Genomic DNA, 25,073 nt, shown 5'->3' on the forward strand with positions numbered 1-25,073 from the left:
CTCGCCGCGCGCGACTGGCAGCGGTATCAGGGTGGTGTGGCTGAGGTTCGCGGGCCGGATTGAGCGACGGCGGTGATCCGTCGGCATAAAGGCCTTGTAGTGGTACTGAGGTGGTGCGGTAGACGTTCGCGAGTCGGATACGAGCGGCAGCGGTGGGTCCACCGATACACGAGTCCGGCAGCGGTACAGCGGCACTCGGGTGGTGTGGTGTGGATGACGTTCGCGGGCCGGATGGGGGCGTCGGTGGTGGGGCCATCGGTGCGTAGTCTTGCGGCGGCACTGGGGTGGCATGGGTGAGGCTCGCGGGCTGGGTGCGAGCGTAGTGGGGGAGCCGCCAACACCAGGTTTGGCAGCGGTAGCGGAGGTGTGGGCGAGGCCCGCGGGGTGGGAGCGGGCTGCGGTGGTGGGGCGATCAGCACGCAGGTGAGGCCGCCGTTCGGGGTGGACTGCGGTAAGGGGGTCTGGTGGGCGGGTATGAGTCAAGCTGTGAAGATCTCCCGTACGGGCTGGTGGGCGCCGAGGCTGGGGACGGTGCTTGCCGGGGCGGTCGGGTTCCTGCTGTTTCCGGCACCGAACCTCGGGGTGCTCGCCTGGGTCGCCTTCGTACCGCTCCTCCTGCTGTTGCGTGCGGCGGACAGCCGTCGGGAGGCGATGCTGCGTGGCTGGTTGGGTGGGTTCGGCTTCGTCTGCGCGACGCTCTACTGGCTGCTGCCGAACCTGATCTACTTCTTTCCGCTGGCCGCGGCACTGGTCGCGGTGCTCTGGCTGCCTTGGGGACTGCTCGTCTGGGCGGTCTTGAGGCCCGATTCGCCGCCGGTCGTGCGGACTGCGGTGGGGCGGGGAGAGGGGGAGCCCGTCGCGTCGTCTCAGGCTCCGGGGCCGTTCGGGTGGGGGCGTGGGCTGCTCGCGCTGGCCGCGGTGCCGGCCGGTTGGGTGCTGATCGAGACCGTTCGCTCCTGGAAGCCGTTCGGCGGTCCGTGGTCGCTCCTGGGCGCGAGCCAGTGGAATCACCCGGCCGAGCTCGGGCTCGCATCGGTTGGAGGAGCCTGGCTGCTCTCGTTCGCCATCATGCTGGTGAACACGTGCATTGTGCTGATCATCACGGCTCGTGTACCGGTCCGAGTCGGTGCAGCCGTGCTCGGCGCGCTCGCCATCGTCGCCGGTCCCGTCTGGTTCGCCACGCATCCGATGCCCGCGGCCACCCGCGACGTGAACGTGGCGCTCGTGCAGCCGGGCGTCGTTCACGATCCGCAGGCTCGTGATCAGGAAGGCATTGCGATCACGCGGGCCTTGCAGAGCAGGCAGGTCGGCCTCGTCGTGTGGGGCGAGAGCAGTGGGGACGACGGTCTGATCGATGACGGCAACGACCAGCAACAGCTCACGCAGCTCGCGACCAGCCTGCATGCGCCGATCGTGGTGAATGCCAACGCCACGGTCCCTGACGGCGATACACAGAAGGTCAGCTACCTCTACTCCGCCGCCGGCGAGCAGGGCCAGTACGCGAAGACACGACTGGTCATGTTCGGCGAGTACATCCCGTTCCGCGGCCAGCTCAGCTGGCTGACCCGCATGACGAAGGCCGCGGGAACGAATCTTGTGGCCGGCGACGATTTGACGATGTTCCGGGCCGGTGGCATGAATCTCGGCCCGCTGATCTGCTTCGAGTCGGCGTTCCCCGACATGGCCCGCAACGAGGCGAATCTCGGCGCGCAACTGCTGGTCTACCAGTCGGAGGATACGACATTCCAGGGCAGTTGGGAGCCTGCGCAGCACGCGAGTCTCGCGGCAGTGCGATCCGCGGAGACCGGGCGCCCGGCTGTTCAGGCCTCGCTCGCCGGCGTCTCGGCGGCCTTCGATGCGCAGGGCCGTGAGCTGGCGTGGCTGCCGAAGGAGTACGTCGGCTCGATCGTCGCGCACGTCCCCCTCCAGGCAGCCGATACGCCGTACGACCGGTACGGCAACTTCGTTCCGATTGTCTGCGCGGGTCTCGTCGCGCTCGCCCTGCTGGCGATGCTCCGCCTGCGTCTGCTGATGAATCCGGTCGAAATTCACGATCCGACTCAGCTCGCTGACGGCCACTGAGCCGCGCGCAGGTTCCGCTGCGAGGCCGCGAACGCCGCGACTCCGGCCATCGCGACCGCCGCGCCGTACAAGGCCGTCGACGGGGAGGCGATCTGCAGCACGCTGCCGCCGAAGGCCGCACCGATCGGCATGCCCAAGCCCATAAACGTCATCACCGCGGTCAGCACGCGGCCGCGCTGGTGGTCGGGGACCTGCTGGAGTATGAGCACATCGACCAGCACCTGCGCGGCCGGGACGGCGAAGCCGATCGCGGCCAGCCATCCGGCCATCCAGAAGCCGCCGAGCTGAAAGAGCCCTGTCATCAGGCAGGAGATGGAGATAAGGGCGCCGAAGACGACCAGGAGTTGGCCCGGCCGGAAGAGCTTGTACAGCTTGGGTATGCAGGGAGCGCCGATGACGCCACCCGCCGCCAAGGCGGCGAGCACCAGACCGACGAAGTGTGTGGGTACGCCCTCGTGCTTCGCCTGCAGGATCAGCACGAGGTCGAGCGGCACGCCGATCAGATTGATCAGCATGATGAAGAGCATCGTTCCGCGCATCACGGGGTTGCTCCAGATGATGCGCAGGCCGGCGAAGGCGCTCTCGGGCTCGCTCTTGGCCCCGGACGCGACGGGACCGGTCTCGGCAGCGGGCTTCGGCTTGCCGTCGAAGCGCGCGAGGGCGGCACAGAGCGCTGAAACGCCCATGCCGACGGCGACGGCGACGAACGGCAGCGAGCGGTTGACCGAGTAGAGCACGGTTCCGACGGCCGGACCCACCAGTTGCGCGACGCTGCTCACGACCTGCTGGATCGAAAGCGCTCGCGTCAGTTGCGAGTCAGGCGCGATCGATCGCAGCGCCAGCGTTCTGACGCTGCTCAGCGGCTCGCAGACGCCGAGGACGAACGCGATGAGGTAGATCTCGACGAGCCAGACGTGCCCGGCGGCGAGCGTCACCGCGAGCACCGTGGCGAGTGCGGCGCGGATGGTCTCGCTCACGATCAGCACGAGCCGACGATCGTGCCGGTCCACGAAGTTCCCGGCCGGCACCGAGGCGAGCACGAGCGCGGTGAACTGGATCGTCCCGAACAGGCCTGCGAGCAGCGGCTTTCCGGTGAAGCCGAGCACCAACAGTGGAAAGACGACCTCGGACATCGTGATGCCGATGAACGCGGTGAAGCTTCCGACGTAGATCGTGCGCAGTGCGTGGTCGGCGCGTATCCGTGGCGCGTCTCCGTCCGCCTCCGATGTGTCGTTGCTCGCTGTCCGCACGGCCACCGGTTCGGTCATGGTGCTCATCTGTCCCTACCCCTCAAGGATCGGCGCCCCACGGTTCGCGCCTCGAGCATCATTCACGCATACGTGAATGATGCTGTCAAGGGAAATGGTCGCAAAGTCGTGTACCATTGCCGTCATGGCGAGAAACGATGCGAAATCGACGGAGTCGGCGGTCGAGGTCGAGCTTGAGGCGACGCTCCCGCTCGGTCCACAGCCGCTACCCGAGCTGATCGAGTTCCGCGACATCGACGACGCCGCGACGATGAAGGCCCTTGCCGATCCGCTGCGGCAGAAGATCATGCGCGCGCTCGGCAGGAACGTGCACGAGAAGGCGCGCATCATGACCGTGAAGCAGCTCGCTGAGGAACTCGGCGAGCCTACGACCAAGCTATACCGGCACATGAAGCAACTGTTGGCGGTGAACCTGATCCAGGTCGCGGAGCTGCGCCTTGTAGGTGGCATCGTGGAGCAGCACTACCGCGTCGCCCAGAAGGGCTGGGGCGTGCACCCGGAGCGGCCGGCCACGGACCGCGAGTCGCCGCTGTCCGAGGAACTCCTCGGCCTGGTAGGCGCGGGTGTCGAGGATTACTTCACCCGCTACGAGGCTGCACTGCACTCCGGCCGCACGTACGCGCACCCGCAGGACAACCTCGAGCACCCGCCGTATATCCGCTCCGTCGGTGCGATCTGCGACTTCCGGATGCCGCGCGAGCGGGCGGCGGAGTTCGCCGAGCGCTTCCACGGGTTGGTCGAGGAGTTCAACAGTGAGGTGCACGCGCGCGGCGCGGACAGTGTGCAGGTCAACCTGCTGACCTTCTTCTACGCGACGGAACCGGACGACGCGTCAGACGATTGACGCCTCCCGTCAGCCCCCAAACCCAAACGGATCTCTAACGCCCAAGCGGCGGCGGCGGCCACCGTGATCACTGATCCTGAAGCGGACTGGGTGCCTGGGTGAAGGGGATGACGTGGAGTCAGCGCACACCCCCCGCAGGCCGCGAGTGAAGCGCGCCCAGCGCACCGAGGTCGCGCTCGGCGCGCTGCTCGGTTTGATGCTGATCGGGCTGTCCGTGCTCATCGGCAAGTTCCACGTCGCGCCGAACAGCACGAAGACCGTCCTCGCGCAGCTCACCGGCGCCGCGCTCGGCCACAACATCGGGTTCTTCGTCGTCCAGTTCTCCACGATGCTGCTGCTCGCCCTCGCCGCGAACACGTCGTTGGGCGGCCTGCCGGTGCTCGCGTCGCTGCTGGCCAGGGACAACCATCTGCCGCATATCTTCGCCCTGCGCGCCGACCGCCAGGTCTACCGGCACGGCGTCAGCGTGCTCGCGGGCGCCGCGCTCGTGCTGCTGGTCGTCTCGAACGGCAACACCCAGGCCCTCGTCCCGGTCTTCGCCATCGGAGTGTTCATCGGATTCACGATCTCCCAGGTCGGAATGGTGCGGCACTGGTGGGAAGAGCGCGGCGCGGGCTGGCAGGGGCGTGCGCTGCTCAACGGCTTCGGCGCGCTGCGCACGACCACGACCGTCTCATTGTGCTGATCCCGGAGATGCAGCTCACGTGGCCCTGGCTGCGGCTGCTGCAGAACCAGCGCGGCGCGGCGCGGTGCTCGACCGGGCGGTCCGACGGCACACGGACGCCGTCATCTGCCGGCTGCGGTTCCGGGTGAACGCCGGCTGAGCTGGTCCTCGGCTACTCGCCGATGTCCTCGTACCAGAGTTCGGGGCGGGCGGCGATGAAGTCGCGCATCAGGCCGATGCATGCGGCGTCGTCGAGCAGGGTGATGCCGACGCCGTGTTCGGCCAGCCAGTCGTGCCCGCCGTGGAACGTCGTCGCCTCGCCGATCACGACCTGGCCGATGCCGAACTGGCGCACCAGGCCGGAGCAGTACCAGCAGGGCGAGAGCGTGGTCACCATGATCGTGTCCTGATAGCCGCGCAGCCGGCCCGCGGCCCGGAACGCCGCGGTCTCCGCGTGCATGGACGGGTCGCCGTCCTGGACCCGGCGGTTGTGGCCGACGCCGAGCAGCGAGCCGTCCTTGTGGAACAGAGCGGCGCCGATCGGGATGCCGCCTTCGGCCAATCCCAGGCGGGCCTGCTCGCGCGCGACGTCGAGCATGGAGGCGATGGGGGAGGACGCGGCGTGCGGTTCTGTCATTGCGCAAGCTTACGGCCGATCACCTGCGCCGCCGAGATCACCGCGTCGGACAGGGCCTTGAGGGCGGGCGAGTCGAGCTTCCACTGCTGCCAGTAGAGCGGCACGTCGACGACCCGGCCCGGCGCCACCTCGACGAGCGCATCCTCGGGCAGGAGGGCGGCCTGCTCGTCGGGGATCATGCCCCAGCCGATCCCTCGGGCGACGGCGCTGAGGAAGGCCTCCGACGTCGGGATCAGGTGGCGGGTCTGTGCGCGGTTTTCCGGGCGCCCCGTCAGGGCGCTGAGGAAGTCGTCCTGCAGTTCGTCGTACCGGTCGAAGACGAGCATCGGCGCGGCGGGCAGCGTCTGCTCGATCGGGCCCGAGGCGAGCCAACGTTCGACGTAGGCGGGACTGGCCGAGGCGCGGTAGCGCATGACGCCCAGCTTTGTGACCCGGCAGCCGGTCACGGGGGTTGCGTCCCTGGTCAGGGCGGCGGCGACGCGTCCGCGCCGGAGTAGCGCCGCCGTGTACGCCTCGTCCTCGCGGAGCAGTTCGAAGCCGACGCGCAGCGAGTCGGGGATCTGGGCGAGCGCATCGAGGAACCAGGTGGAGAGCGAGTCGGCGTTGACGGCGACCGCGATCGTCGTCGGGGCCTGATGCTCCGAGTCGAGGCCGAGCTCCGCTGCCGCGTCCGCCTCGAGACGGACGAATTGGCGCGCGTAGCGCACCAGCACCTCGCCCGAGTCTGTGAGCGCGATCGGCTTCGTCCGGGTGAGCAGCACGCGGCCGATCCGCTGTTCCAGCGCCTTCACACGCTGGCTGACGGCGGAGGGCGTGATATGCAGCGCGGCAGCGGCGGCGTCGAACGTGCCCTCGTCGACGGCTGCGAGCAGTGTGCGGACCTGGTCCAGCGGAAGCTCTTGCATCATGATCTCTAATGGTATCCAAGAAACATTAGCTGGATTGTCGAAAGGTGGCCCGGTTACGGTCCGGATATGACTCAAGACCTCCTCGCCCTGGTCGCCGGGCTCGGCACCGGACTGTCCCTGATCGTCGCCATCGGTGCGCAGAACGCCTTCGTGTTGCGGCAGGGGCTGCGCCGCGAGCACGTCCCCGCGATCGTGACCGTGTGTGCGGTCTCCGACCTATTGCTCATCACGGCAGGCGTTGCCGGGCTCGGCGCGCTCGTGGAGTTGAGGCCCGGCGTGTTGACGGTGATCGCGTGGGCGGGTGCGGCGTTCCTCGTGACGTACGGAGTGCTGGCGGCGCGGCGGGCGCTGCGGCCAGGGGCGTTGCGGGCGGATGACGGGGAGGCGTCGGCGCGCCCCTCGATGCGCGGCAGTGTTCTCACGTGCGTCGGCCTGACCTGGCTCAACCCGCACGTCTACCTGGACACGGTGCTGTTGCTCGGTTCGGTGGCCGCCGGATACGGCACGCATCGCTGGATGTTCGCTGTCGGTGCGTGCACGGCCAGTGTTCTCTGGTTCTGCGGCCTCGGATTCGGCGCGCGATTCGCCAGGCCGTTGTTCGCCCGGCCGCTCGCCTGGCGGGTGCTGGACAGCGCGATCGCCGTCACGATGATCGTGCTGGGAATCCGCATCGCCACGCTCCGCTGACCGCCCTGCCATTACTCCGTTTCGCTGAATGCCATTGGGCATCATCCGATCGATGTAGTTCGATCTCGCGCGAAAAGATGGCCCGCTCGACCGATGCGCAGAAGTGACCGGGCTCTTCAGAATGGAGACGTGAAATGGTTGACACGTGACGAAGAGGGCGGCGGCCCGGAAGGCAGGGCGCGCTGGATAAGGCCGACCGGGCCCGCGCCCCGGCCGAGCCGGCGCGAGCGGCTTTTCGACTTCATCCTCGCCTTCTGCGTCGCGGTACCCATGAAGCCGGAGCGCGCGTACACGTTCCATATCCCCGGATACGCGAACATCCTCGCGCCGAAGAGCATGATGATCGCGGCCGCGCTCGGGGTCTTCGTGTCGTTGTCCATCCGTCGGCGTCTCCCGCTCGTCGGGCTCGCTCTGCTGCTGCTGGAACTGAACTTCTTCCGGGTGCCGTTCATCATGGTCGGGGTGGCGGTGCTGATCGCGTCGTACTCGGCGGCCACGTACAGCCCGTATCGGCGGCTCTCGCTCGCGGCCTTGCCGATCAGTTGCGTCGAGCTCTGGAAGTACGGCTACTTCCTGCTCCTGCCGGACCGAAAACTGCTTACGCTTCCGATCGCCGTGCCGCTGTTGATCGGCGTCGCACTCTACGGATCCGAGATCCGAAAACAGGCCGCGACGGACGTGGCCACACGGCAGAGAACACGGGAGGAGAAGCACCAGGAGGCGATCCGCCTCGCCGTCGAAGCCGAGCGATCCCGCATCGCACGCGACCTGCACGACATCGTGACGCACAACGTGAGCGTCATGGTGGTGATGGCCGGCGCGGCGCGCAAGACACTGCAACGTGATCCCGAGCAAGCGACGCAGGCCCTGCTGGAGGTGGAATCCGCCGGGCGCGCGGCCATGACCGAGCTTCGTCAGGTGATGGGCCTGCTGACGGAATCGGCGCGGGCACAGCATCAACTCGCGCCGCAGCCGGGCCTGGACCAGTTGGAGCCGTTGGTCTCCCGAATACGCGCGACCGGCGTGCCGATCGCCTACCGTGTGCTCGGCGAGCCCCGATCGCTCCCACCCGGGCTGGATCTCACCGCGTACCGCGTGGTTCAGGAGGCCCTGACCAACACGGTGAAGCACGCATCCGGCGCCAGCGTGGACATCCTCGTGGACTACAAGCCGACTCGGCTGGGCCTGGACATCGCCGACTCCGGCGGTGCGCCGGGGCAGAGCGCTGCGAGCGGGAATGGCAGAGGTCTGATAGGTCTGCGCGAGCGCGTCGCGGTGCACGGCGGCATCGTGCGGGCGGGGCCGCGGGCGCAGGGCGGATATCGTGTGCGGGTGGAGATACCCCTTCCGGTCGAGGACGCGGTGTGACTGACGTGGCGGAAGACGCAGGGCCCACGGGCGAGGGCCTGCGCGTGGTGGTGGCGGACGACCAACAACTCGTACGTACCGGATTCCGGATGATCCTCGCGGCCGACGGGATCGACGTGGTGGCCGAGGCGGGGGACGGCATCGAGGCGGTCGAAGCCGTGCGGCGAACGCAGCCAGACGTCGTGCTGATGGACATCCGCATGCCGGTGCTCGACGGGCTCGAGGCGACGCGTCGCATCCTCGACGAGCCGGGGGACGCGGCGCCGCGTGTCATCATCCTGACAACCTTCGACCTCGACCAGTACGTCTACGACGCTTTGGCCGCCGGGGCGAGCGGCTTTCTACTCAAGGACGTGACGCCGGAGCATCTGGTCAACGCGGTGCGGCTGGTGCGTTCCGGGGACGCGCTGCTCGCGCCGGTGATCACGCGGCGGCTGGTAGAGAAGTTCGCCGCGCCGCCTCCGGAGCCGGCCGGCCCGCGGGTCCGCACGGGGCACGCCGAGTTGGCGGCGCTCACGGCGCGCGAGCTCGAGGTCTTTCGACTGCTCGCCCGCGGGCTAAGCAACGCCGAACTGGCTGCGGAATTGCAGTTGAGCGAGGCGACCGTCAAGACGCACGTCGCCCGCATCCTGGCGAAACTCCAGCTGCGGGACCGGGCGCAGGCGGTCGTCGCGGCATACGAGACCGGCCTGGTGACACCGGGGGCCGCAGAGGCCTGACCAAAATAACAGGCCCGATCGGAGAGGATCGAAGTGTGCCGGGCGAGATCAGTCAGCGCCGGGTTGCACCGAAGAAGATCGGGCTGCATCCCGGGAGATTTAAGCTCGATCACCCGGTGTCCGCCGACGTACGTGGTTGCCCGCTCGTGCAGGTCAGCCGTATCAACGTACGTCGGCGGACACCGAGGTATCTGAGCGAACTGGGACTGAAACTGAGACTACGGGCGTTGATACGAAGGCTCTCGCGTGGGCGGAGGCCCAAGACCCGGTGCCACGTCTGAGGCATGCTGCCGGAGTTGCCTCGCAGCGCCGAGGTCAGAAATTCGGCAGGAGCAACCAGCCGGAGAGCGCGATTAGGAACAGGGCGAAGGCCCCGAATCCGGTTGCGCGTCCCAGGGCGGACTTCGGATCACGGATCGTGGCCCATCGATCCGGACGCTTGCGCCGGTAGTGGACTGTTACTTGTTGGCCCTTGGTGTACGCGATGTACATGATGTCGGTGCACCTGATGGTCGTGCGCTTGCCCGCCTCATGGATATGGAAGACCGTCGTGGCTGACCATTGTGTCGGGTCGCCGTAGGGGTCCCGTCTGATGATCGGGCGTTTTCGACGTATCCCTTGGTCTTCTCGCCCCAGAGGGCGAGCCGCAGGAGTCTGAGGTCGTGGACGGAGACACCGAGAAGCCCGAGTCCACCGATCAGGCAGACAACCGCGCCCGCGTTGTCGATCAGGTGGGACATGAATGCAGCCCGGCCTTCCGCGTCTTAGAGTCCGACCAGGATAGCCGCGTAACTCGCCACCCTCTGTAGTTATCTGATTCAGGATTCCTTCAATCGAGGACTCAACCGTCTTGGCAGTCGTCTCGGTCTCGTCGAGCATGCCTGCGAGTGCAGTGCCGCGACTCCGCCGCTGGCGGCGACGGCCTTGCCTGCTGGGGTGTCGAGCAGTTCGGCGGCCTTCGAGTTGGCCAAGATCGCGTGCGCGATCTGAGGACTGAAGCCAGGCACCTCGTTGACGACACAGGGAGTCACCACGGATGTCGCCGCGGACGTGAAAGATCTACAACCCGTTGATCATGAGCCGTTCGGCCGCACCATCTCCGCTGGATTCACGATGCGGTCGAATTCGGCGGCGGTGACGTATCCGGTGGCCAGGGCGGCTTCGCGCAGCGTGGTGCCTTCGTCGTTGGCCTTGTGGGCTATCGCGGAGGCCTTGTCGTAGCCGATCTCCGGGGAGAGCGCGGTCACGAGCATCAGCGAGCGGTCGACGTAGCGCTCGACCTGCTCACTGTTCAGCTCGGCGCCGTCGACGCAGTACTCGCGCAGCTTCTGGCAGGCGTCGGCCAGGATCGTGGCCGAGTGCAGGAAGTTGTTGATGATGACCGGGCGCATCGCGTTGAGTTCGAAGTTGCCCTGCGAGCCGGCGAACGCGATCGCGGAGTCCTCCGACAGGACCTGGATGCAGACCATCACCATGGCCTCGCACTGGGTCGGGTTGACCTTGCCGGGCATGATCGAGCTCCCGGGCTCGTTGGCCGGCAGGATCAGCTCGCCGAGTCCGCAGCGCGGTCCGGAGGCCAGCCACCGGATGTCGTTGGCGATCTTCATCAGCGGCACTGCCAGCGCCCGCAGACCCGCCGAGGCGTTGACCATGGCATCCAGGCCGCCTTGCGCGGCGAACTTGTTCGCGGCGGTGACGAACGGATATCCGGTCGCCTGCGCGATCTCGTGGGCGATCTCCTCGGCGAAGCCCTCCGGCGCGTTCAGGCCGGTGCCGACCGCCGTGCCGCCGGCGGCGAGTTCGAACAGGCCCTGGGCGGACGTGGTGACGGCGGACATGGCCTGCTTGAGCTGGTGGGCGTAGCCGGACCATTCCTGCCCGACGGTCAGCGGGACCGCGTCCTCCAGATGCGTGCGGCCGATCTTGACCACGTCGCGCCATCGTTCGGCCTTGGCCTCGATCGAGCGCTGCAGCCCCTGCACGGCCGGCAGCAGGTGCTCGTGGACCTCCTTGACGGCGGCGATGTGCATGGCGGTGGGGAAGGTGTCGTTCGAGGATTGTCCCAGGTTCACGTGATCGTTGGGATGCACAGGGGTCTTACTCCCCAGCTCGCCGCCGGCCAGTTGGATGGCGCGGTTGCTGATCACCTCGTTGGTGTTCATGTTGGACTGCGTGCCCGAGCCGGTCTGCCAGACGTAGAGCGGGAAGTTCTCGTCGAGCTTTCCGGCGATCACCTCGCCGCCGACGCGTTCGATCAGCTCTGCCATCCAGCCCGGCAGCCGGCCGGCGCGTCCGTTGACGATCGCGGCGGCCTTCTTGACGTGACCGTAGGCGTGGTAGACGGCCTTGGGCATGCGGTCGTCGCCGATCGAGAAATGGATCAGCGAACGCTGGGTCTGCGCGCCCCAGTACCGGTCGGCGGGCACGTCGATGGCGCCCATGGAGTCGGTCTCGCGCCGGGTTCCGGTTGCTGACAGGCCGATCGGCACGTCCAGCATCTTCGGCCCCTGCTGTCGCGGCGCGCCCTGTTGCCTTGCTGCGCCGGGTTGTCCGGACGCTCCGGTCACGACGCGCCGCCGTCGGTGTACGTCGGCTGCCACATGGCGTCCTGGACCGCCTGCACCACGTTGTCGATCTTCGCGGTGGCGACGCCGTCTGCCTGGGCGGCCCGCACCACGGCGACCGCGGTGGTCGCGGTCGAAGCCCGCAGGTTCTCGACCGCCGGCAGCAGCGAAGCGCCGGGGGCGCCGACGTCGACCTGACCGGCGACCGCCTCGGCTGCCGCGATCAGCATGGCCGGGGTCACCGTGCCGGCGCCGGAGACGATCGTGCCGAGTCCCAGCCCGGGGTAGACCAGTGCGTTGTTGGCCTGGCCGAAGTTGTAGGTAACGCCGTCGTACTGCATCGGTCCGAACGGAAGCCCGGTCGCGACCAGCGCCTTGCCGTTCGTCCAGGCGATCAGGTCCTGCGGCTCGGCCTCGATCTGCGAGGTGGGGTTGGAGATCGGCAGGATGATCGGCCGCTCGACCCCCTGCGCCATGGCCTTGACGACGGCCTCGGTGAACGCGCCGTGCGCGGTCGAGGTGCCGAGCAGGACTGTCGGAGCCGCGTTGCGGACGGTCTCCAGCAGCGAGATCGTCCCGCCGCCGCTCCAGCCGGAAACCTCCTCAGGCTTGCGGGCATACGGCTTCTGGAAGTCGCGAAGGTTCGTCATGTCGCTGGTCAACAACCCCTGCTTGTCCACCAGCCAGATCTGCGAGGTGGCCTGCTCCGCCCTGGCGCCGTCGCGCATCATCGCATCGTGGATCTGGTCCGCGATCCCCACACCGGCGGTTCCGGCCCCGAACACCACGAGCTTCTGCTCGCGCATCGGCACGCCGGTCACCTTCACCGCGGAGAGCACGGCGGCCAGCGTGATCGCCCCGGTGCCCTGCATGTCGTCGTTGAAGATGCGGTACTGGTGGCCGTAGGTCTCCAGGATCCGTCGGGCGTTGTCCGGGCCGAAGTCCTCGAAGTGCAGCAGCGCGTTCGGGAACATCCTGGACGCGGTCTCCAGGTACTTCTTGACGAACGCGTCGTACGCGGCGCCGCGCACCCGCGCGTGCCGGTTGCCCAGATACAGCGGGTCGTTGAGCAGGGCCTCGTTGTCGGTGCCGACGTCCAGCGATACCGGGATCACCCGGCGCGGGTCGATACCGGCGGCAGCGGTGTAGATGGCGAGCTTTCCGATCGCGATCTCGATCCCGCCCACACCCCAGTCGCCGATGCCCAGGATCTCCTCAGCGTCCGTACACACCAGCAGTTCGACGTCGTCCGCGCCGAGTCCGAGCGTGCGGAAGGCGGTCTCCATGTCGTCGGGCGCGTCGATCGAGAGGAAGATCCCCCGAGGCCGGCGGTACTCCTCGGAGTACTGCTCGATCGCGTCGCCGACGGTCGGGTCGTAGACGACCGGCAGCAGTTCGGCGAGATGGTCCGCGAGCACGCGGTAGTACAGGACCTCGTTGCGGTCGTGCAGTTGCTCGAGGTACACGTACTTGGCCAGGTCATCGGGCTGGCGCAGCAACTGCCGGTACGCGCGCTGCGCCTGCTGGTCCAGCGTCAGCACGGTCGAGGGCAGCCGGCCGGTCAGCCCGTACGCGTTCCGCTCGGAGGCGCTGAACGCGACCCCGTGGTTGGTCATCGGGTCCTGCAGCACGCCGGGTGTCGTCGGCGTCCGGACCGCATCCGTGGTAGTCATGCCGTTCTCCTCACCTGGTGCAAGAACCAGGAGGCCCGAGGCGGCAGTCGCGGATCGTCCACGTACTCAACGCGATCCGCGGCGCATTCCGGGCCTCGTGTACGAAATTCAGGCTATGCCCGCCGACCGATTGCGGCAACGGGATAGTACGGTTGCGTTTCTCCCGACCTCGGGCTACTCTAATGGTACGAAACTGTTCTGTACTTTATGGAGGTTCCCGATGGCCGACGAGGCAGCCGAAACGCCGATCATCCGCCGCCCCCGGATGACCCCGGAGCGGGAGATAGAGCTGCTCAATGCGGCCATGGACGTGTTGCGCGAGGTCGGCTACGAGGAACTGTCGATGGACCTGGTCGCGGCTCGGGGGCGCTGCAGCAAGGCGACGCTCTACCGGCTATGGCCGACCAAGCCGGACCTTGTCGCCGCCGCGCTCTACGCCACGCGGCCGGTCAGGCCCCAGGAGATCGACACCGGCTCGCTCCGCGGTGATCTGCTGACGTTGGTCACGGTGTTGGGTGCCAACGCGGACGAGCACACGGCGCTGTTCGCCGGGCTGGGACACGCCATGCTCACCGATGCGGATCTGCACGAGGCGGTGCAGGCGACGGTGGTGAAGCCCTGGTTCGTCGAACTGGACGGGTTCATCGACCGCGCCGTGGAACGCGGCGAACTCCCGACTCGGCCGCCGGCGGCGGGATTGCTTCCGGAACTACTGCTCGGCGCGGCCTTCATGCGCCCGCTGTTCGGCGGTGGCCTCGCCGACCTCGAATACCTCACCCGGTGCCTCGACCTGGTGCTCCTGCCAGCGGTCTTGCCGGAGACACCAAACCCCTGATTCGCCCGGCCAGGGCGCCCCTAACTGGAGATCACATCATGCCTCGAACATCTGCCGACACGGTCAAGGTCGGCGGTACGGCACCGCCTACCCCGAATCCGACGTCCCGCCACCGATGGTTGATCCTCGCCGTCATCTGTATCGCCCAGTTGATGGTGACCCTGGACGCGACGATCGTGAACATCGCACTGCCCTCCGCCCAGAAGGCCCTGGCGTTCTCCAACGCCGACCGGCAGTGGGTGATCACCGCCTACGCGCTGGCGTTCGGCAGTCTTCTGCTCCTCGGCGGCCGCATCGCCGACCTGTTCGGCCGCAAGGCCACCTTCCTGGTGGGCCTGGTCGGCTTCGCGGGTGCGTCTGCCGTCGGCGGATCGGCCGACCACTTCGTCCAACTGGTCGGTGCCCGTGCAGCGCAAGGCCTGTTCGGCGCCCTTCTGGCTCCCGCGGCGCTTTCCTTGCTGACCACGACGTTCACCGACACCAAGGAGCGTGCGAAGGCGTTCACCGCGTATGGCGCGGTCGCGGGCGCCGGTGCCGCCATCGGCCTGCTGCTCGGCGGTCTGCTGACCGAGTACCTCGACTGGCGCTGGACGCTGTACGTCAACCTGATCTTCGCCGCCATCGCCTTCGCCGGCGGGGCCCTGCTACTGACCCGCAGTACCCGCGACAAGACCGCCACCCTCGACGTCCCCGGCACCGTCCTGGTATCAGCCGGGCTGTTCTGCGTGGTGTACGGGTTCTCCAACGCCGAGACACACGGCTGGCACTCCCCGTCCGCATGGGGCCTGCTAATCGCCGGCTGTGTGCTGATCGCCGCGTTCACCGGCTGGCAAACCAAGGCCACCCAGCCACTACTACCGCTACGCGTCCTGCTGGACCGCAACCGCGGCGCATCCTTCATCGCCATCCTGATCAGCGGCGCAGGCATGTTCGGGGTGTTCCTGTTCCTGACCTACTACCTCCAGGAAAGCCTGGGCTACTCCCCGGTCAAGACCGGCCTGGCGTTCATGCCCATGGTCGCCGCACTGATGGCCACCACCATCCTCGCCAACAACCTCCTGCTTCCCCGCCTGGGCCCGAAATCCAGCGTGCCGGTAGGCATGGGCGTATCCGCCGCCGGCCTGGCCTGGATGACCACCCTCAACCTCACCAGCAGCTACACCGCACACGTGCTACCACCGCTAGTCGTCACGGGCCTCGGCCTCGGCCTGGTCATGGCACCGGCCATGAGCGTCGCCACCTCCGGTGTGGCTGCCGAGGACGCCGGTGTCGCCTCAGCGGGCGTCAACACCATGCAGCAGGTCGGTGGCTCCATCAGCACAGCGCTGCTGACCACGCTCTCCGCCAGCGCCGCCACTCACTACCTCGTCGGCAAGGACCCGAGAAACCCCGCTGTCCTCGCCCAGGCCGCCATGCAGAGCTATCACACCGCCTTCTGGTGGGCGGCGGGCTTCTTCGCCGCGGGCATGGTCATCAGCGGCCTGCTCTACCGGCGCGGCGTGGTCACCCAGGACGCCGACACCACACCCGTCATCTGAGCAGGAGCTGAGACATGTCCAGAATTCAGCCGGCCGAACCGTCGCAGCGCACGGAGGAGCAGCGTCAGTTGCTTGAGGTAGTGCTGGGGGATGAGGCGCCCAACCTCTTCAGCACCGTGGTCCAGCACCCCGCGCTTTTCCGCGCCTGGCTGCCCTTCTGCCTGCACTTGCTGATGAGCTCGGCGTTCCCCGCCCGGGAGCGGGAGCTGCTGATCATCAGGACCGCCTCGCTGTGCGGCAGCGCGTACGAGCTCGAACACCATCTCGCGCTCGGCGCCGACGTGGGGCTGACCGATTACGAACTCGCCGCACTCACCGGCCACGCCAACCAGTCCTGGGCGCCGCGGGATCGACTGCTGGTGGCCGCGGTCGACGAACTGCACGCGGACCACGTGATCAGCGATGCGACGTGGCACGGGCTCAGCGAGCAGTTGACCACGGAACAGCTCATCGAACTGCCCATGTTGGCGGGGCACTACGTCCTGCTCGCCGGGGTTCTCAGGTCGCTCGGCGTGCCGCTGGACAGCGAGCAGGCAGAGCCGAGCGCCGTCCGGTACCCGGACGCCGTCAAGTAACCGATCCATCCGAAGGAGGACGCGAACATGCGTTTTGGAGTCATCGACAACAGGCCCGTGCTCGTCGACGGCGAGTCGGCCATCGACATCGAGCGGGCCAGCGGCGGCCGCTTCCCGGCCGACCCGGCAGGGATCTTCGACAGGTGGGAGGCCCTGGTCGAGTGGGCCGCCACGGCCGAACTCGAGGGTGAGCGGCTGCCGCTGGACCGGCTGCAGAACCCGGTCCCCGCACCGCGGCAGGTCTTCGGCATCGGCGCCAACTACCTCGACCACGCGGAGGAGGCGGCCAGGGCCCAGGGCTTCACCGGGGACGTCAAGGCCATGCTGCCCAAGAACCCGATGATCTTCACGAAGTTCCGGAGCAGCCTGTCCGGGCCGTACGACGCGATCCCGCTGCCGAGCCGGAACGTCGACTGGGAGGTCGAGCTCGTCGTCGTGATGGGCCGGCGCGCCGAGCGGGTGGCCGCGCACGACGCGTGGAGCTACGTCGCCGGCCTCACGGTGGGCCAGGACATCTCCGAACGGGTCGTCCAGATGGCCGGGCACTCCCCGCAGCTGTCCATGGGCAAGTCCTTCCCCGGGTTCGGCCCGGTGGGGCCGGTGCTGGTCACCCCCGACGCCCTGGAGAACCCCGACGATCTGGAACTCGGCTGCACCCTCAACGGCCAGACCGTGCAGAAGGGCCGCACCGCCGGGATGATCTTCCCGGTCGCCGAACTGATCGCGCACATCTCCGGCATCTGCCCGCTGCTGCCCGGCGACCTGATCTTCACCGGCACGCCGAGCGGAGTCGGCCTGTTCCGCACGCCTCCGGTCTACCTCAAGCCCGGCGACACGCTCGTCACCTGGGTCAAGGGCATCGGAGAACTGCGCAACCCGGTGGCCGCGGGCCACGGTTACCGAGCCGACGACGACAGCCAGAACAACCAGAACAACCAGAACAGCTAGGACAACGAGACAGGAGGGCAATGATGACCACCGATCAGCAGCAGGACACGAAGACGTACGACGTCGGCGGAGTGCTCCTTCCGCGGCCGTTCAAGATCCGGAGGCTCGGACACCTCGGGCTGAACCTGGAGCGGCTGGACGAGGCGCTCACCTTCTATACCGACGTGCTCGGCTTCCGCGTCACGGACGAGCTCAACGTGCTGGAGAAGGTGCCCGACGACGCGCGGGAGATCGTGCAGCAGATCCTGACCGATCCGCGCCTGATATTCACCACCCACGGCAGCGACCACCACGCGCTGGTGCTCGCGCACAAGACCTTCGGCACCCTGTGGGGCAACGACCGCAAGGTGCAGGACATCACCTTCAGCCAGCTCACGTTCCAGGTCGGCAGCCTGCAGGAGGTCATCGACGCCGAGGCCTACCTGAGGGAGCGCGGCGTGGAGATCGGCCACTACGGCCGGGACATGCCGGGCAGCAACTGGGAGATCTACGCCTACGACCCGGACGACAACATGATCGAGTTGTACTACGGCATCGAGCAGATCGGCTGGCAGCGCAAGTCCAAGCCGTACGGCATGCACTACCGCGGGTTCAACGACGAGATGCCGAGCCTGCCGCAGATGTCGGAGGCCGCCGAGGTTCGCGAGGCGCAGGCGAAGGGCATCGACACCGACGCCGGCTACCACCCGTCGGAGAAGCTCCTGGAGGAGACTCACGTCGTCGGCGGCGTGCTGCTCCCGCGGCCCTTCAAGGTCACCGGGATCGGTCCGGTCTCGCTGTTCACCGAGCGCATGGACGAGATGATCGCGTTCTACACCGGCATGCTCGGCTTCGAGGTCATCGAGGAGGTCGAGCTGCACGGCAGGCGGATCGTGTACTTCCGCACCGGCACCGAGCATCACACCTTCGCGCTGGCTGACAAGGCCCTGCGAAGCATCCTCGAGCTGAGCGAGCACACCTCGTGCCTGAGCATCGGTCTTCAGGTCGGCGGCTTCACCCAGCTGCGGGACGCGGCCAAGTACTTGATGGACCACGGCTACGAGCTCGTGCACGGACTCCCGCAGGAGATCTACGTCGGCATCGACTACGCGGTGCACCTCAAGGACCCGGACGGCCACCTGATCTGCCTCTACTACTACATGGAGCAGATCGGCTGGGACGGCAAGCCCAGGCCGCAGAGCGAGCGCCGCGCGATGACCCTCCCGTGGCCCGAGACGCTCGAAGCCCTCTCCGACACCTACGGGGGCACCGCCTACCTGGGACCGCTGGGCTGAGCCGTGACCGAAAACGAGAACGAACCAAACGACTGCGACGTACTGATCGCCGGAGCCGGACCCATCGGGCAGATTCTGGCCCTGCTGCTCGCCCAGCAGGGACTGCGGGTGACGGTGGTCGAGCGTTGGGCGCAGCCGTATCCGCTGCCGCGCGCGGTGGCCCTGAGCCACGACAATCTGCGGGTTCTCTACCAGCTCGGACTGCGCGAGGAACTGGACCCGCTGCTGGAGCCCTGGGGTCAGGAAGGGCACGTCTTCAAGGTCACGGACGCCTCGGGGCAGACGCTCGCGGAGTCGCAGATCACCATGGAATCCGAGTCCGGATTCGCCAACATGTCGGGCTTCTCGCAGCCCGATCTCGAGCGGCTGCTCGAACAGCGCGTGCAGGTCAATCCGCTGATTGAGCAGCGCCGCGGCTTCTCGCTCGAGGCGCTGTCCGACGACGAACCCCGCGGAGTCACCGGCACGATACGTCCGCACAGCGGCCTCGCCCCGATCCCTGGCGAACCGGAACACATACGCGCGGCGTACGTCGTCGGCTGCGACGGGGCGAACAGCACCGTCCGCTCCCTGCTCGGGACGGAGATGACAGACCTCGACTTCAGCCATGACTGGCTGGTGGTCGACGTCCTCCCGCACACGCCGCCGGACTGGCTGCCGTACGCGTGCCAGCACCTAGATCCCGCCCGGTCGACCACCCTCGTGCCGTCCGGCCCGGGTCGGCGGCGCTGGGAGTTCATGGTCATGCCGGACGACGACCAGAACAACGTCGACACCGACGAGAACTCCTGGCGGCTGCTGAAGGCCTGGGGCATCCACCCCGGCAACGCCGACCTGGTCCGGCACGCGCGCTACACCTTCCGGGGACGCTGGGCCAACGAGTGGCGCCGGGGCCGCGTGCTGCTGGCAGGTGACGCCGCGCATCAGATGCCGCCGTTCATGGGGCAGGGCATCAACTCCGGCATCCGCGACGCGGCCGGGCTCGCCTGGCGCCTGGCCCTGCTGGTCAGGGGCCAGGGCAGGGACTCGCTGCTCGACGACTACGCCACGGAACGCTCCGCGCACGTCGCGCAGATCATCGAGCAGACCGTCTTCATCGGCCGGATGTTCTGCGCCACCGATCCGAAGGAATGCGCCGAGCGCGACGCCATGATCAAGGCCATGGGCACCCTGGACATCCAGGACGCGTCCAAGAACTGGCGCTTGCAGGGCGGGACGCTGCGAGAGGACGACGTCAGCGGCACGCTGAGCGTCCAGGCCCGCGTAGGGGCACGCGCGGTGCTGCTCGACGAGGCGATTCCGCCGCCCGGCTTCCTCCTGCTCGGCCGAGACCGCGACCCGGCCGAACTGCTCTCCCCGGACCAGCGCGCCGCCTGGTCGCGACTCCAGGGCCGCAGCGTCCACTTCGGGCCCGGCGGTTTGACCGATACCGAGGGCAAGTACGCGGCGTGGTTCGACCGGCTGGACGCCGCGGTCGTGCTCGTCCGCCCCGACTTCCAGGTGTTCGGCGGGGCTCACACCCCGCAGGACACGGACGACCTGGTCAATGACCTGATCCAGCGTGTGCTGGGTCGGCAGGCCTCATCAGAGAAGGAGTAATCATGCCCGAGGTTTCCGTCAGCGCACCTGTCGCAGCCCCCGCCGACAAGGTGTGGGCCCTCATCACCGACTTCGGCCGGTTCAGCGAATGGAACGACATCCACACCGACTTCCCGCACGGCGTCCCGGCCGCGCTGGCCGTCGGCAACAAGTACAGCGAGAAGATGGCCCTGATGGGCATGCCCGCCGAGGTGTCCTGGACCGTCACCGAGCTCGAGCCCGGACGCTCCTACCTGCTGCAGGGCAACGGCCCCATGGGCATCTCCGTACGCCAGCAGTATTCGGTCGACGACGGGAACGAAGGCTCCCTGGTCACGGTGGGAATTGAGTTCAAGGGCACGGCCGTGACCATGATGGCAGGCAAGATCAAGGACGCCACCACCACCGCGCTCACCGAATCGCTGCGCAAGCTCGCCGCCCTGGTGGCCTAGCGTCGAAGCCGGACGTGGTCCTTGCAGGCGACGCCGTCTGCAAGGACCACACGGCCATTCGCGCGCGACGCGTGAGCGGATCGGGGCTCGGTCCGCGGCCTAAGATCGGGTCATGGCAATGGGGATTGGCGAACTTCTGAATCTGCCGGTCTGGCGGGCGTTCGACATCGATGATGCGGGGCGGATCCTGGCGGGGTACGACGGGTCCGGCACGTTGCAGCTGGTGGAGCTTGCTCCGGACGGGAGCGTGACGGCGTTGACCGCGCTGCCCGGACCGTGCGCGGGGCGCTACCTGCGGGGAGAGCGTGCGATGATCGTGCAGCACGACGACGGGGGCAACGAGCGGGCGCAACTGTCCGTGCTGCGGCTGGATCCGCTGCCCGGGGAGCCGGTCGGGCTTGACGGGCTCGAGCCGCTGGTGCGGGACGCGCGGTATATCCACCGGCTGGTCGAGGTCGAGGCGGAGCGGATCGTCTTTCTGACCAACCGGCGCAACAACGTGGACTTCGACGTCGTGGTGCGCTCGACCGCGGATGGCACCGAGTCGGTCGCGTACGACGGGGGCGGGTACGTCGACGCTGCGGCCGTGGCGCCGGGGCGGACCGACGGAGTGCTGTCGGTCGGCAGCATGCAGCCCGCGTCCGAGCAGCTGATCGGATTCAGCGGGGCTGGCGGCGAGGCGCGTGAGCTGACCGGCGCGGATGAGCACGCGCAGCATTCCGACCCGCAGTGGCGGCCGGACGGCAGCGCCCTGATCGTCAACACCAACCGGGACCGTGAGTTCGTCGCCGTGCTTCAGCTCGACCCGGTGGCGGGGGAGTGGAGCGAGTTGGTCGCCGATGCCGAGCACGATGTGCGCGGCACGCTGTCGCCGGACGGCCGCACGCTGCTCGTCGCGGCGAACGTGGATGGCGGCGCCCGGCTGAGCCTGCATGACGCGTTCACCGGCGAGTTGCTGCGCGGAGTCGTGCTGCCGGACGACGGGTGGGCCGGGCTGCGCCCGTTCAACGCGCCGGTGTGGTCGCCGGACTCGAGTCAGGTCGTGTTGTCGTTCAGCGGCCCGCTCGTCCCCGGTGACGTGCTGCGGCTGGACGTGGCGAGCGGCGAGACCACCACGGTCGCCTCGTCCACCGGGCCGCTCGACGAAGAGTCGCTGGTCCGGCCGGTTTCGCACCTGGTCCCGACGCCGGACGGCGAGCTGATCCCGTGCTTCGTGTATCAGAGCACGCAGCCGCAGGACCCGGACCTGGTCGGATCGGCGGTGCTGTGGATCCACGGCGGTCCGGAGGGCCAGTCGGTGCGCTCGTTCAATCCGCTCGTGCAGGCGCTGGCCTTGGCCGGGCACACCGTGCTGGTGCCGAATGTGCGTGGCTCGGACGGTTACGGCAAGCGCTGGATCTCGCTCGACGACGTCCGACTGCGCCTTGATTCGGTTGCCGACCTCGCCGCGCTGCACGTGTATCTGCCGAAGCTCGGTCTTGATCAGGACCGAGCCGCGTTGTACGGGGGTTCATACGGCGGATACATGGTGCTCGCCGGGGTGGCGTTCCAGCCCGAGTTGTGGGCGGCGGGCGTCGATATCGTCGGGATGTCCTCGTTGGTGACGTTCCTGGAGAACACGTCGCTGTACCGCCGTGCGGTGCGTGAGCGCGAGTACGGCTCGTTAGAGCGGGACCGCGACTTCCTGGAGCAGGCGTCGCCGCTCAGCCGGATCGACGACATTCGGGCGCCGCTGTTCGTCATCCATGGAGCGAACGACCCGCGCGTGCCGCTGTCCGAGGCAGAGCAGCTCGTCGCGGCGCTGAGGGCGAACGATGTCGACTGCGAACTGCTGGTCTACGCGGATGAAGGGCACGGCCTCGCGCGCCGCGTGAACAAGCTCGACGCGTACCCGAAGGCGCTGGAGTTCCTGGCCAAGCAGCTGCGGAGCAGATGATCAGACGGAAGGATGGTCGGGCTGCGGGATAGTCGATTGCGGGACGGTCGGGCTGCGCGTGGCCCAAGCCGGAAACTCGACGACGGTCGGGCTGCGGGATGGTCCGACTGCGCCCGGCCCTGGTCGGAAGTTCGGCGATGGTCGGGCCGTGGGACGGTCGGACTGCGGGCGGTCGGGCTGCGCGTGGCCCTGGTCGGAAAAATGGCCGGAGACTGAAACTCGGCGACGGGCGGGCTGAGCTGGTTGCGCTCGACGGGGGCGCTTGATCGGAGCGCGGGTCGCCCCGGCCGGAAGCTTCGGCCGGGGCTACTTCGCAGCGGCGGCCGCATCGTGTCAGGCGCGATCAGAGCGCGGGTCGCCCCGGCCGGAAGCACGCTCGGCCGGGGCCACTTCGCAGTGGCGGCCGCGTCGTGTCAGGCGCGGTCAGAGCGCGGGTGGCCCCGGCCGGAAGCAAGTTCGGCCGGGGCCACGTCGCTGCGGCGATCGCTTCGTGTCAGCTGCGCTTGAGGGGCGCCGTCGGGTCGCTGTCGGTGAGGAAGGCGGCGCAGCGTTCGGCCTCCTCGAGTTCGCCGATCTCGCCGGCAGCCTCGGACAGGGCGCGCAGGGCGCGCAGGAAGCCCTGGTTCGGTGCGTGGGACCAGGGGATCGGGCCGTGGCCCTTCCAGCCGTTGCGGCGCAGCGCGTCAAGTCCGCGGTGGTAGCCGGTGCGGGCGTAGGCGTACGCCGTGACGGTCTCGCCCGCGTCCAGGGCCTGCTCGGCGAGCAGCGCCCAGGCCAGCGAGGACGTCGGGCAGGCCGCCGCGACCTCCTTCAGCGGCGTCCCCGCGTCCAGCAGACCCCGCGCCTTCGGGTCGGTGGGCAGGAAGGTGGGCGGCGGGCCGGCGATCAAGTTCTCAGGCATGTGAGAAGTCTAGGCCGCCGGCCTTGGAGCACCAGCCCAGGCTAGACGAGCGCCTCGGCGAGTTGGCCGTCGAGTTCGTCCTCCGAGGCGAGGCGCGCCCGGCGCTCGTAGTACGGCACCTTCTTGACGACGTACCAGACCATCGGGATCAGGCCGAGCGCCAGGGCGCCGACGCCGATCCACTTCGCCTCGGCCGTCAAGCCGCTGCCGCTGAGGTTCTCGATCAGCGTGAACGCCATGAACCCGGCGCCGAGCAGCGGCAGGAAGCCGATGAACAGGGCGTTCGACAGTGAGGTGAAGATCTGCTTGCGGTACGCGACGGTCACGGCGAAGGCGGCGAGGCTGTAGTAGACCGCGATCTGCAGGCCGATGGCGTTGATGGCGTCGGTCATGATCGTGCTGACCGAGCCGATGAAGCCGGAGGCGATGAACAGGCCGAGGCTGACGACCGTGACCACGGCGGTCGCCACGACGGGGGTGCGGCGCTTCGGGTCGATCTTGCCGAAGGCCTTGGGCAGCGTGTTGTCGCGGCCCATCGCGAACAGCGAGCGGGAGACCTGGATGAGCGTCGTCTCGAGCGTCGCGATCGTGGAGAGCATCACCGCGATGATCATCAGCTTGCCCATCAGGGAGCCGCCGACGGCCGTGGCCAGCGCCGTGGAGATCGCCGTGCCCTGGGTCTGGATGTCGTTGCCGGAGAAGAACAGGTTGATGTCGACGGTGTACAGCTCGAACAGCGCCCAGACGATCACCACGCCGATGATGCCGCCGAGGTTGGCGAGCTTGGACTGCTTGGACTCCTCGTTCAGGTTCGCGGTGACGTCCCAGCCCCAGTAGTAGAAGGCCGCGATCAGCGCCGCCGCCGCGAAGCCGGACACGCCGCCGAAGTGGGTCGGGGAGAACCAGTTCCAGGAGAACGCCGCTCCGTGCCGGCCGGACTCGTGGAACAGCGCGGCTATGCCGACCACGATCAGCACGGCCACCTCGATACAGGACATGATCCACTGGGCCTTGGTGGTGATCGTCACCCCGGCCGCCACGATCGCGGCCATGATCAGGAACCAGACCGCGCCGACGGCGGTGATCGCGCCGGTGGACCACGACCTGTTCTCGTTGAACAGCGAGAGCGTGGCCTGGCCGGCGGGCACGGCTGCGGCGACCATGAAGATCGTGGCGGAGACGACCACGGCCCAGCCGGAGATGAAGCCGAGCAGCGGGTGCAGCGCCTTGCGCACCCAGGAGTACGCCGCGCCCGCGTTCACGTCGCCGCGGCCGAGGTGGGAGAACGCGAAGGCGATGCCGAGCATCGGGATGCCGCACCACAGCAGGGCCGCGGGTCCGGCCAGGGCGGCGGCGCCCACCAGGACCGCCGTGCTCGCCGAGATCGAGTAGCCGGGGGCGGTGCCCGCGACGGCCATTACGATCGAGTCCACGCCCTTGAGCGCGCCGTGCGCCAACTGGCCCGAGCCTGAGACGGGGGGCGTCGCCGCCCGGTCCTGAACCGCGTCGCTCACAAGCCCACCTCGACGGCCCCGGGTCGGCGGATTCGCGCACGCTCTGTGTTCATTGGTTTACTCGCAAGCTCGCTCATGTGATCTCCACCGACATCGCTGAAGCACCCG

The 25,073-nt window shown here is 68.2% G+C and carries 21 protein-coding genes and 1 pseudogene; 14 read left to right on the forward strand and 8 right to left on the reverse strand.

Going from position 1 to position 25,073, the window contains the following annotated elements; genetic code table 11:
• Positions 1-486: 486 nt before the first annotated feature.
• Positions 487-2,082: an apolipoprotein N-acyltransferase gene (lnt, locus tag VG296_RS14365; RefSeq protein WP_325566198.1), complete on the forward strand. Its 1,596-nt coding sequence runs from the start codon at positions 487-489 to the stop codon at positions 2,080-2,082.
• Here lnt and VG296_RS14370 read toward each other — a convergent pair.
• Positions 2,061-3,359, reverse strand: coding sequence for an MFS transporter (locus tag VG296_RS14370; protein WP_325566199.1), 1,299 nt, complete (start codon positions 3,357-3,359; stop codon positions 2,061-2,063). The genes lnt and VG296_RS14370 overlap by 22 nt on opposite strands.
• A 115-nt stretch (positions 3,360-3,474) precedes the next feature.
• Between VG296_RS14370 and VG296_RS14375 the strand changes: the two genes are divergently transcribed.
• Entirely contained in the window at positions 3,475-4,194 is a 720-nt protein-coding gene (locus tag VG296_RS14375) for a helix-turn-helix domain-containing protein (protein WP_325566200.1), read from the forward strand.
• A gap of 133 nt (positions 4,195-4,327) precedes the next feature.
• Positions 4,328-4,855: pseudogene (locus tag VG296_RS14380) on the forward strand (amino acid permease); the annotation flags it as partial.
• 175 nt (positions 4,856-5,030) lie between these two features.
• On the opposite strand, the gene VG296_RS14385 reads toward VG296_RS14380, so the two are convergent.
• Entirely contained in the window at positions 5,031-5,495 is a 465-nt protein-coding gene (locus VG296_RS14385; protein ID WP_325566202.1) for a nucleoside deaminase, read from the reverse strand.
• Positions 5,492-6,403, reverse strand: a complete 912-nt coding sequence (locus tag VG296_RS14390; protein WP_325566203.1) for a LysR family transcriptional regulator ArgP — start codon at positions 6,401-6,403, stop codon at positions 5,492-5,494. The genes VG296_RS14385 and VG296_RS14390 overlap by 4 nt, the downstream gene beginning before the upstream one ends.
• A 66-nt stretch (positions 6,404-6,469) precedes the next feature.
• On the opposite strand from VG296_RS14390, the gene VG296_RS14395 reads away from it, so the two are divergent.
• The 3 genes from VG296_RS14395 to VG296_RS14405 all read left to right on the forward strand — a co-directional run bounded on the left by VG296_RS14395 (position 6,470) and on the right by VG296_RS14405 (position 9,177).
• Positions 6,470-7,090, forward strand: a complete 621-nt coding sequence (locus VG296_RS14395; RefSeq protein ID WP_325566204.1) for a LysE/ArgO family amino acid transporter — start codon at positions 6,470-6,472, stop codon at positions 7,088-7,090.
• Positions 7,091-7,219: 129 nt separating this feature from the next.
• The gene (locus tag VG296_RS14400) at positions 7,220-8,458 is read left to right on the forward strand and encodes a sensor histidine kinase (RefSeq protein WP_349259556.1); all 1,239 of its coding nucleotides are present in this window, start codon (positions 7,220-7,222) and stop codon (positions 8,456-8,458) included.
• Positions 8,455-9,177, forward strand: a complete 723-nt coding sequence (locus VG296_RS14405; protein ID WP_325566206.1) for a response regulator transcription factor — start codon at positions 8,455-8,457, stop codon at positions 9,175-9,177. Before VG296_RS14400 ends, VG296_RS14405 begins: the two co-directional genes overlap by 4 nt.
• 315 nt (positions 9,178-9,492) lie before the next feature.
• On the opposite strand, the gene VG296_RS14410 is transcribed toward VG296_RS14405, so the two are convergent.
• The 3 genes from VG296_RS14410 to VG296_RS14420 form a co-directional block, all read right to left on the reverse strand.
• Entirely contained in the window at positions 9,493-9,669 is a 177-nt protein-coding gene (locus VG296_RS14410; RefSeq protein WP_325566207.1) for a hypothetical protein, read from the reverse strand.
• Between the two features lie 581 nt (positions 9,670-10,250).
• Positions 10,251-11,675: a class II fumarate hydratase gene (gene fumC, locus VG296_RS14415; RefSeq protein ID WP_325566208.1), complete on the reverse strand. Its 1,425-nt coding sequence runs from the start codon at positions 11,673-11,675 to the stop codon at positions 10,251-10,253.
• A gap of 65 nt (positions 11,676-11,740) precedes the next feature.
• Positions 11,741-13,414 (reverse strand): NAD-dependent malic enzyme, encoded by a 1,674-nt coding sequence (locus VG296_RS14420; RefSeq protein ID WP_325566209.1) that lies wholly within the window; start codon positions 13,412-13,414, stop codon positions 11,741-11,743.
• 220 nt (positions 13,415-13,634) lie between these two features.
• Here VG296_RS14420 and VG296_RS14425 point away from each other — a divergent pair, with 220 nt between their 5' ends.
• The 8 genes from VG296_RS14425 to VG296_RS14460 all read left to right on the forward strand — a co-directional run bounded on the left by VG296_RS14425 (position 13,635) and on the right by VG296_RS14460 (position 22,550).
• Positions 13,635-14,249 carry a TetR/AcrR family transcriptional regulator gene (locus VG296_RS14425; protein WP_325566210.1) on the forward strand — a complete coding sequence of 205 codons (615 nt, stop codon included), beginning with the start codon at positions 13,635-13,637 and terminating at the stop codon, positions 14,247-14,249.
• Positions 14,250-14,287: 38 nt separating this feature from the next.
• Complete coding sequence (locus VG296_RS14430; protein WP_325566211.1) at positions 14,288-15,787, forward strand: MFS transporter; 1,500 nt, start codon at positions 14,288-14,290, stop codon at positions 15,785-15,787.
• Between the two features lie 14 nt (positions 15,788-15,801).
• Positions 15,802-16,362: a carboxymuconolactone decarboxylase family protein gene (locus tag VG296_RS14435; protein WP_325566212.1), complete on the forward strand. Its 561-nt coding sequence runs from the start codon at positions 15,802-15,804 to the stop codon at positions 16,360-16,362.
• A 27-nt stretch (positions 16,363-16,389) separates the two neighbouring features.
• Entirely contained in the window at positions 16,390-17,310 is a 921-nt protein-coding gene (locus VG296_RS14440) for a fumarylacetoacetate hydrolase family protein (RefSeq protein ID WP_325566213.1), read from the forward strand.
• A gap of 23 nt (positions 17,311-17,333) precedes the next feature.
• Positions 17,334-18,584 (forward strand): VOC family protein, encoded by a 1,251-nt coding sequence (locus VG296_RS14445; protein ID WP_325566214.1) that lies wholly within the window; start codon positions 17,334-17,336, stop codon positions 18,582-18,584.
• A 3-nt stretch (positions 18,585-18,587) separates the two neighbouring features.
• A complete protein-coding gene (locus VG296_RS14450) occupies positions 18,588-20,183 on the forward strand; it encodes a bifunctional 3-(3-hydroxy-phenyl)propionate/3-hydroxycinnamic acid hydroxylase (protein ID WP_325566215.1) in 1,596 nt (531 codons plus the stop codon).
• A gap of 2 nt (positions 20,184-20,185) precedes the next feature.
• Entirely contained in the window at positions 20,186-20,614 is a 429-nt protein-coding gene (locus VG296_RS14455) for a type II toxin-antitoxin system Rv0910 family toxin (RefSeq protein ID WP_325566216.1), read from the forward strand.
• Positions 20,615-20,726: 112 nt separating this feature from the next.
• Positions 20,727-22,550, forward strand: a complete 1,824-nt coding sequence (locus tag VG296_RS14460) for a S9 family peptidase (protein WP_325566217.1) — start codon at positions 20,727-20,729, stop codon at positions 22,548-22,550.
• Between the two features lie 493 nt (positions 22,551-23,043).
• Here VG296_RS14460 and VG296_RS14465 read toward each other — a convergent pair whose 3' ends face one another.
• Together VG296_RS14465 and VG296_RS14470 are read right to left on the reverse strand one after the other, a co-directional pair.
• Entirely contained in the window at positions 23,044-23,451 is a 408-nt protein-coding gene (locus VG296_RS14465) for a DUF3151 domain-containing protein (RefSeq protein WP_325566218.1), read from the reverse strand.
• 41 nt (positions 23,452-23,492) lie between these two features.
• Complete coding sequence (locus tag VG296_RS14470) at positions 23,493-24,965, reverse strand: APC family permease (protein ID WP_325566219.1); 1,473 nt, start codon at positions 24,963-24,965, stop codon at positions 23,493-23,495.
• Positions 24,966-25,073: the final 108 nt, after the last annotated feature.

The organism is Actinospica sp. (assembly GCF_035552695.1).
GTDB lineage: Bacteria > Actinomycetota > Actinomycetes > Streptomycetales > Catenulisporaceae > Actinospica.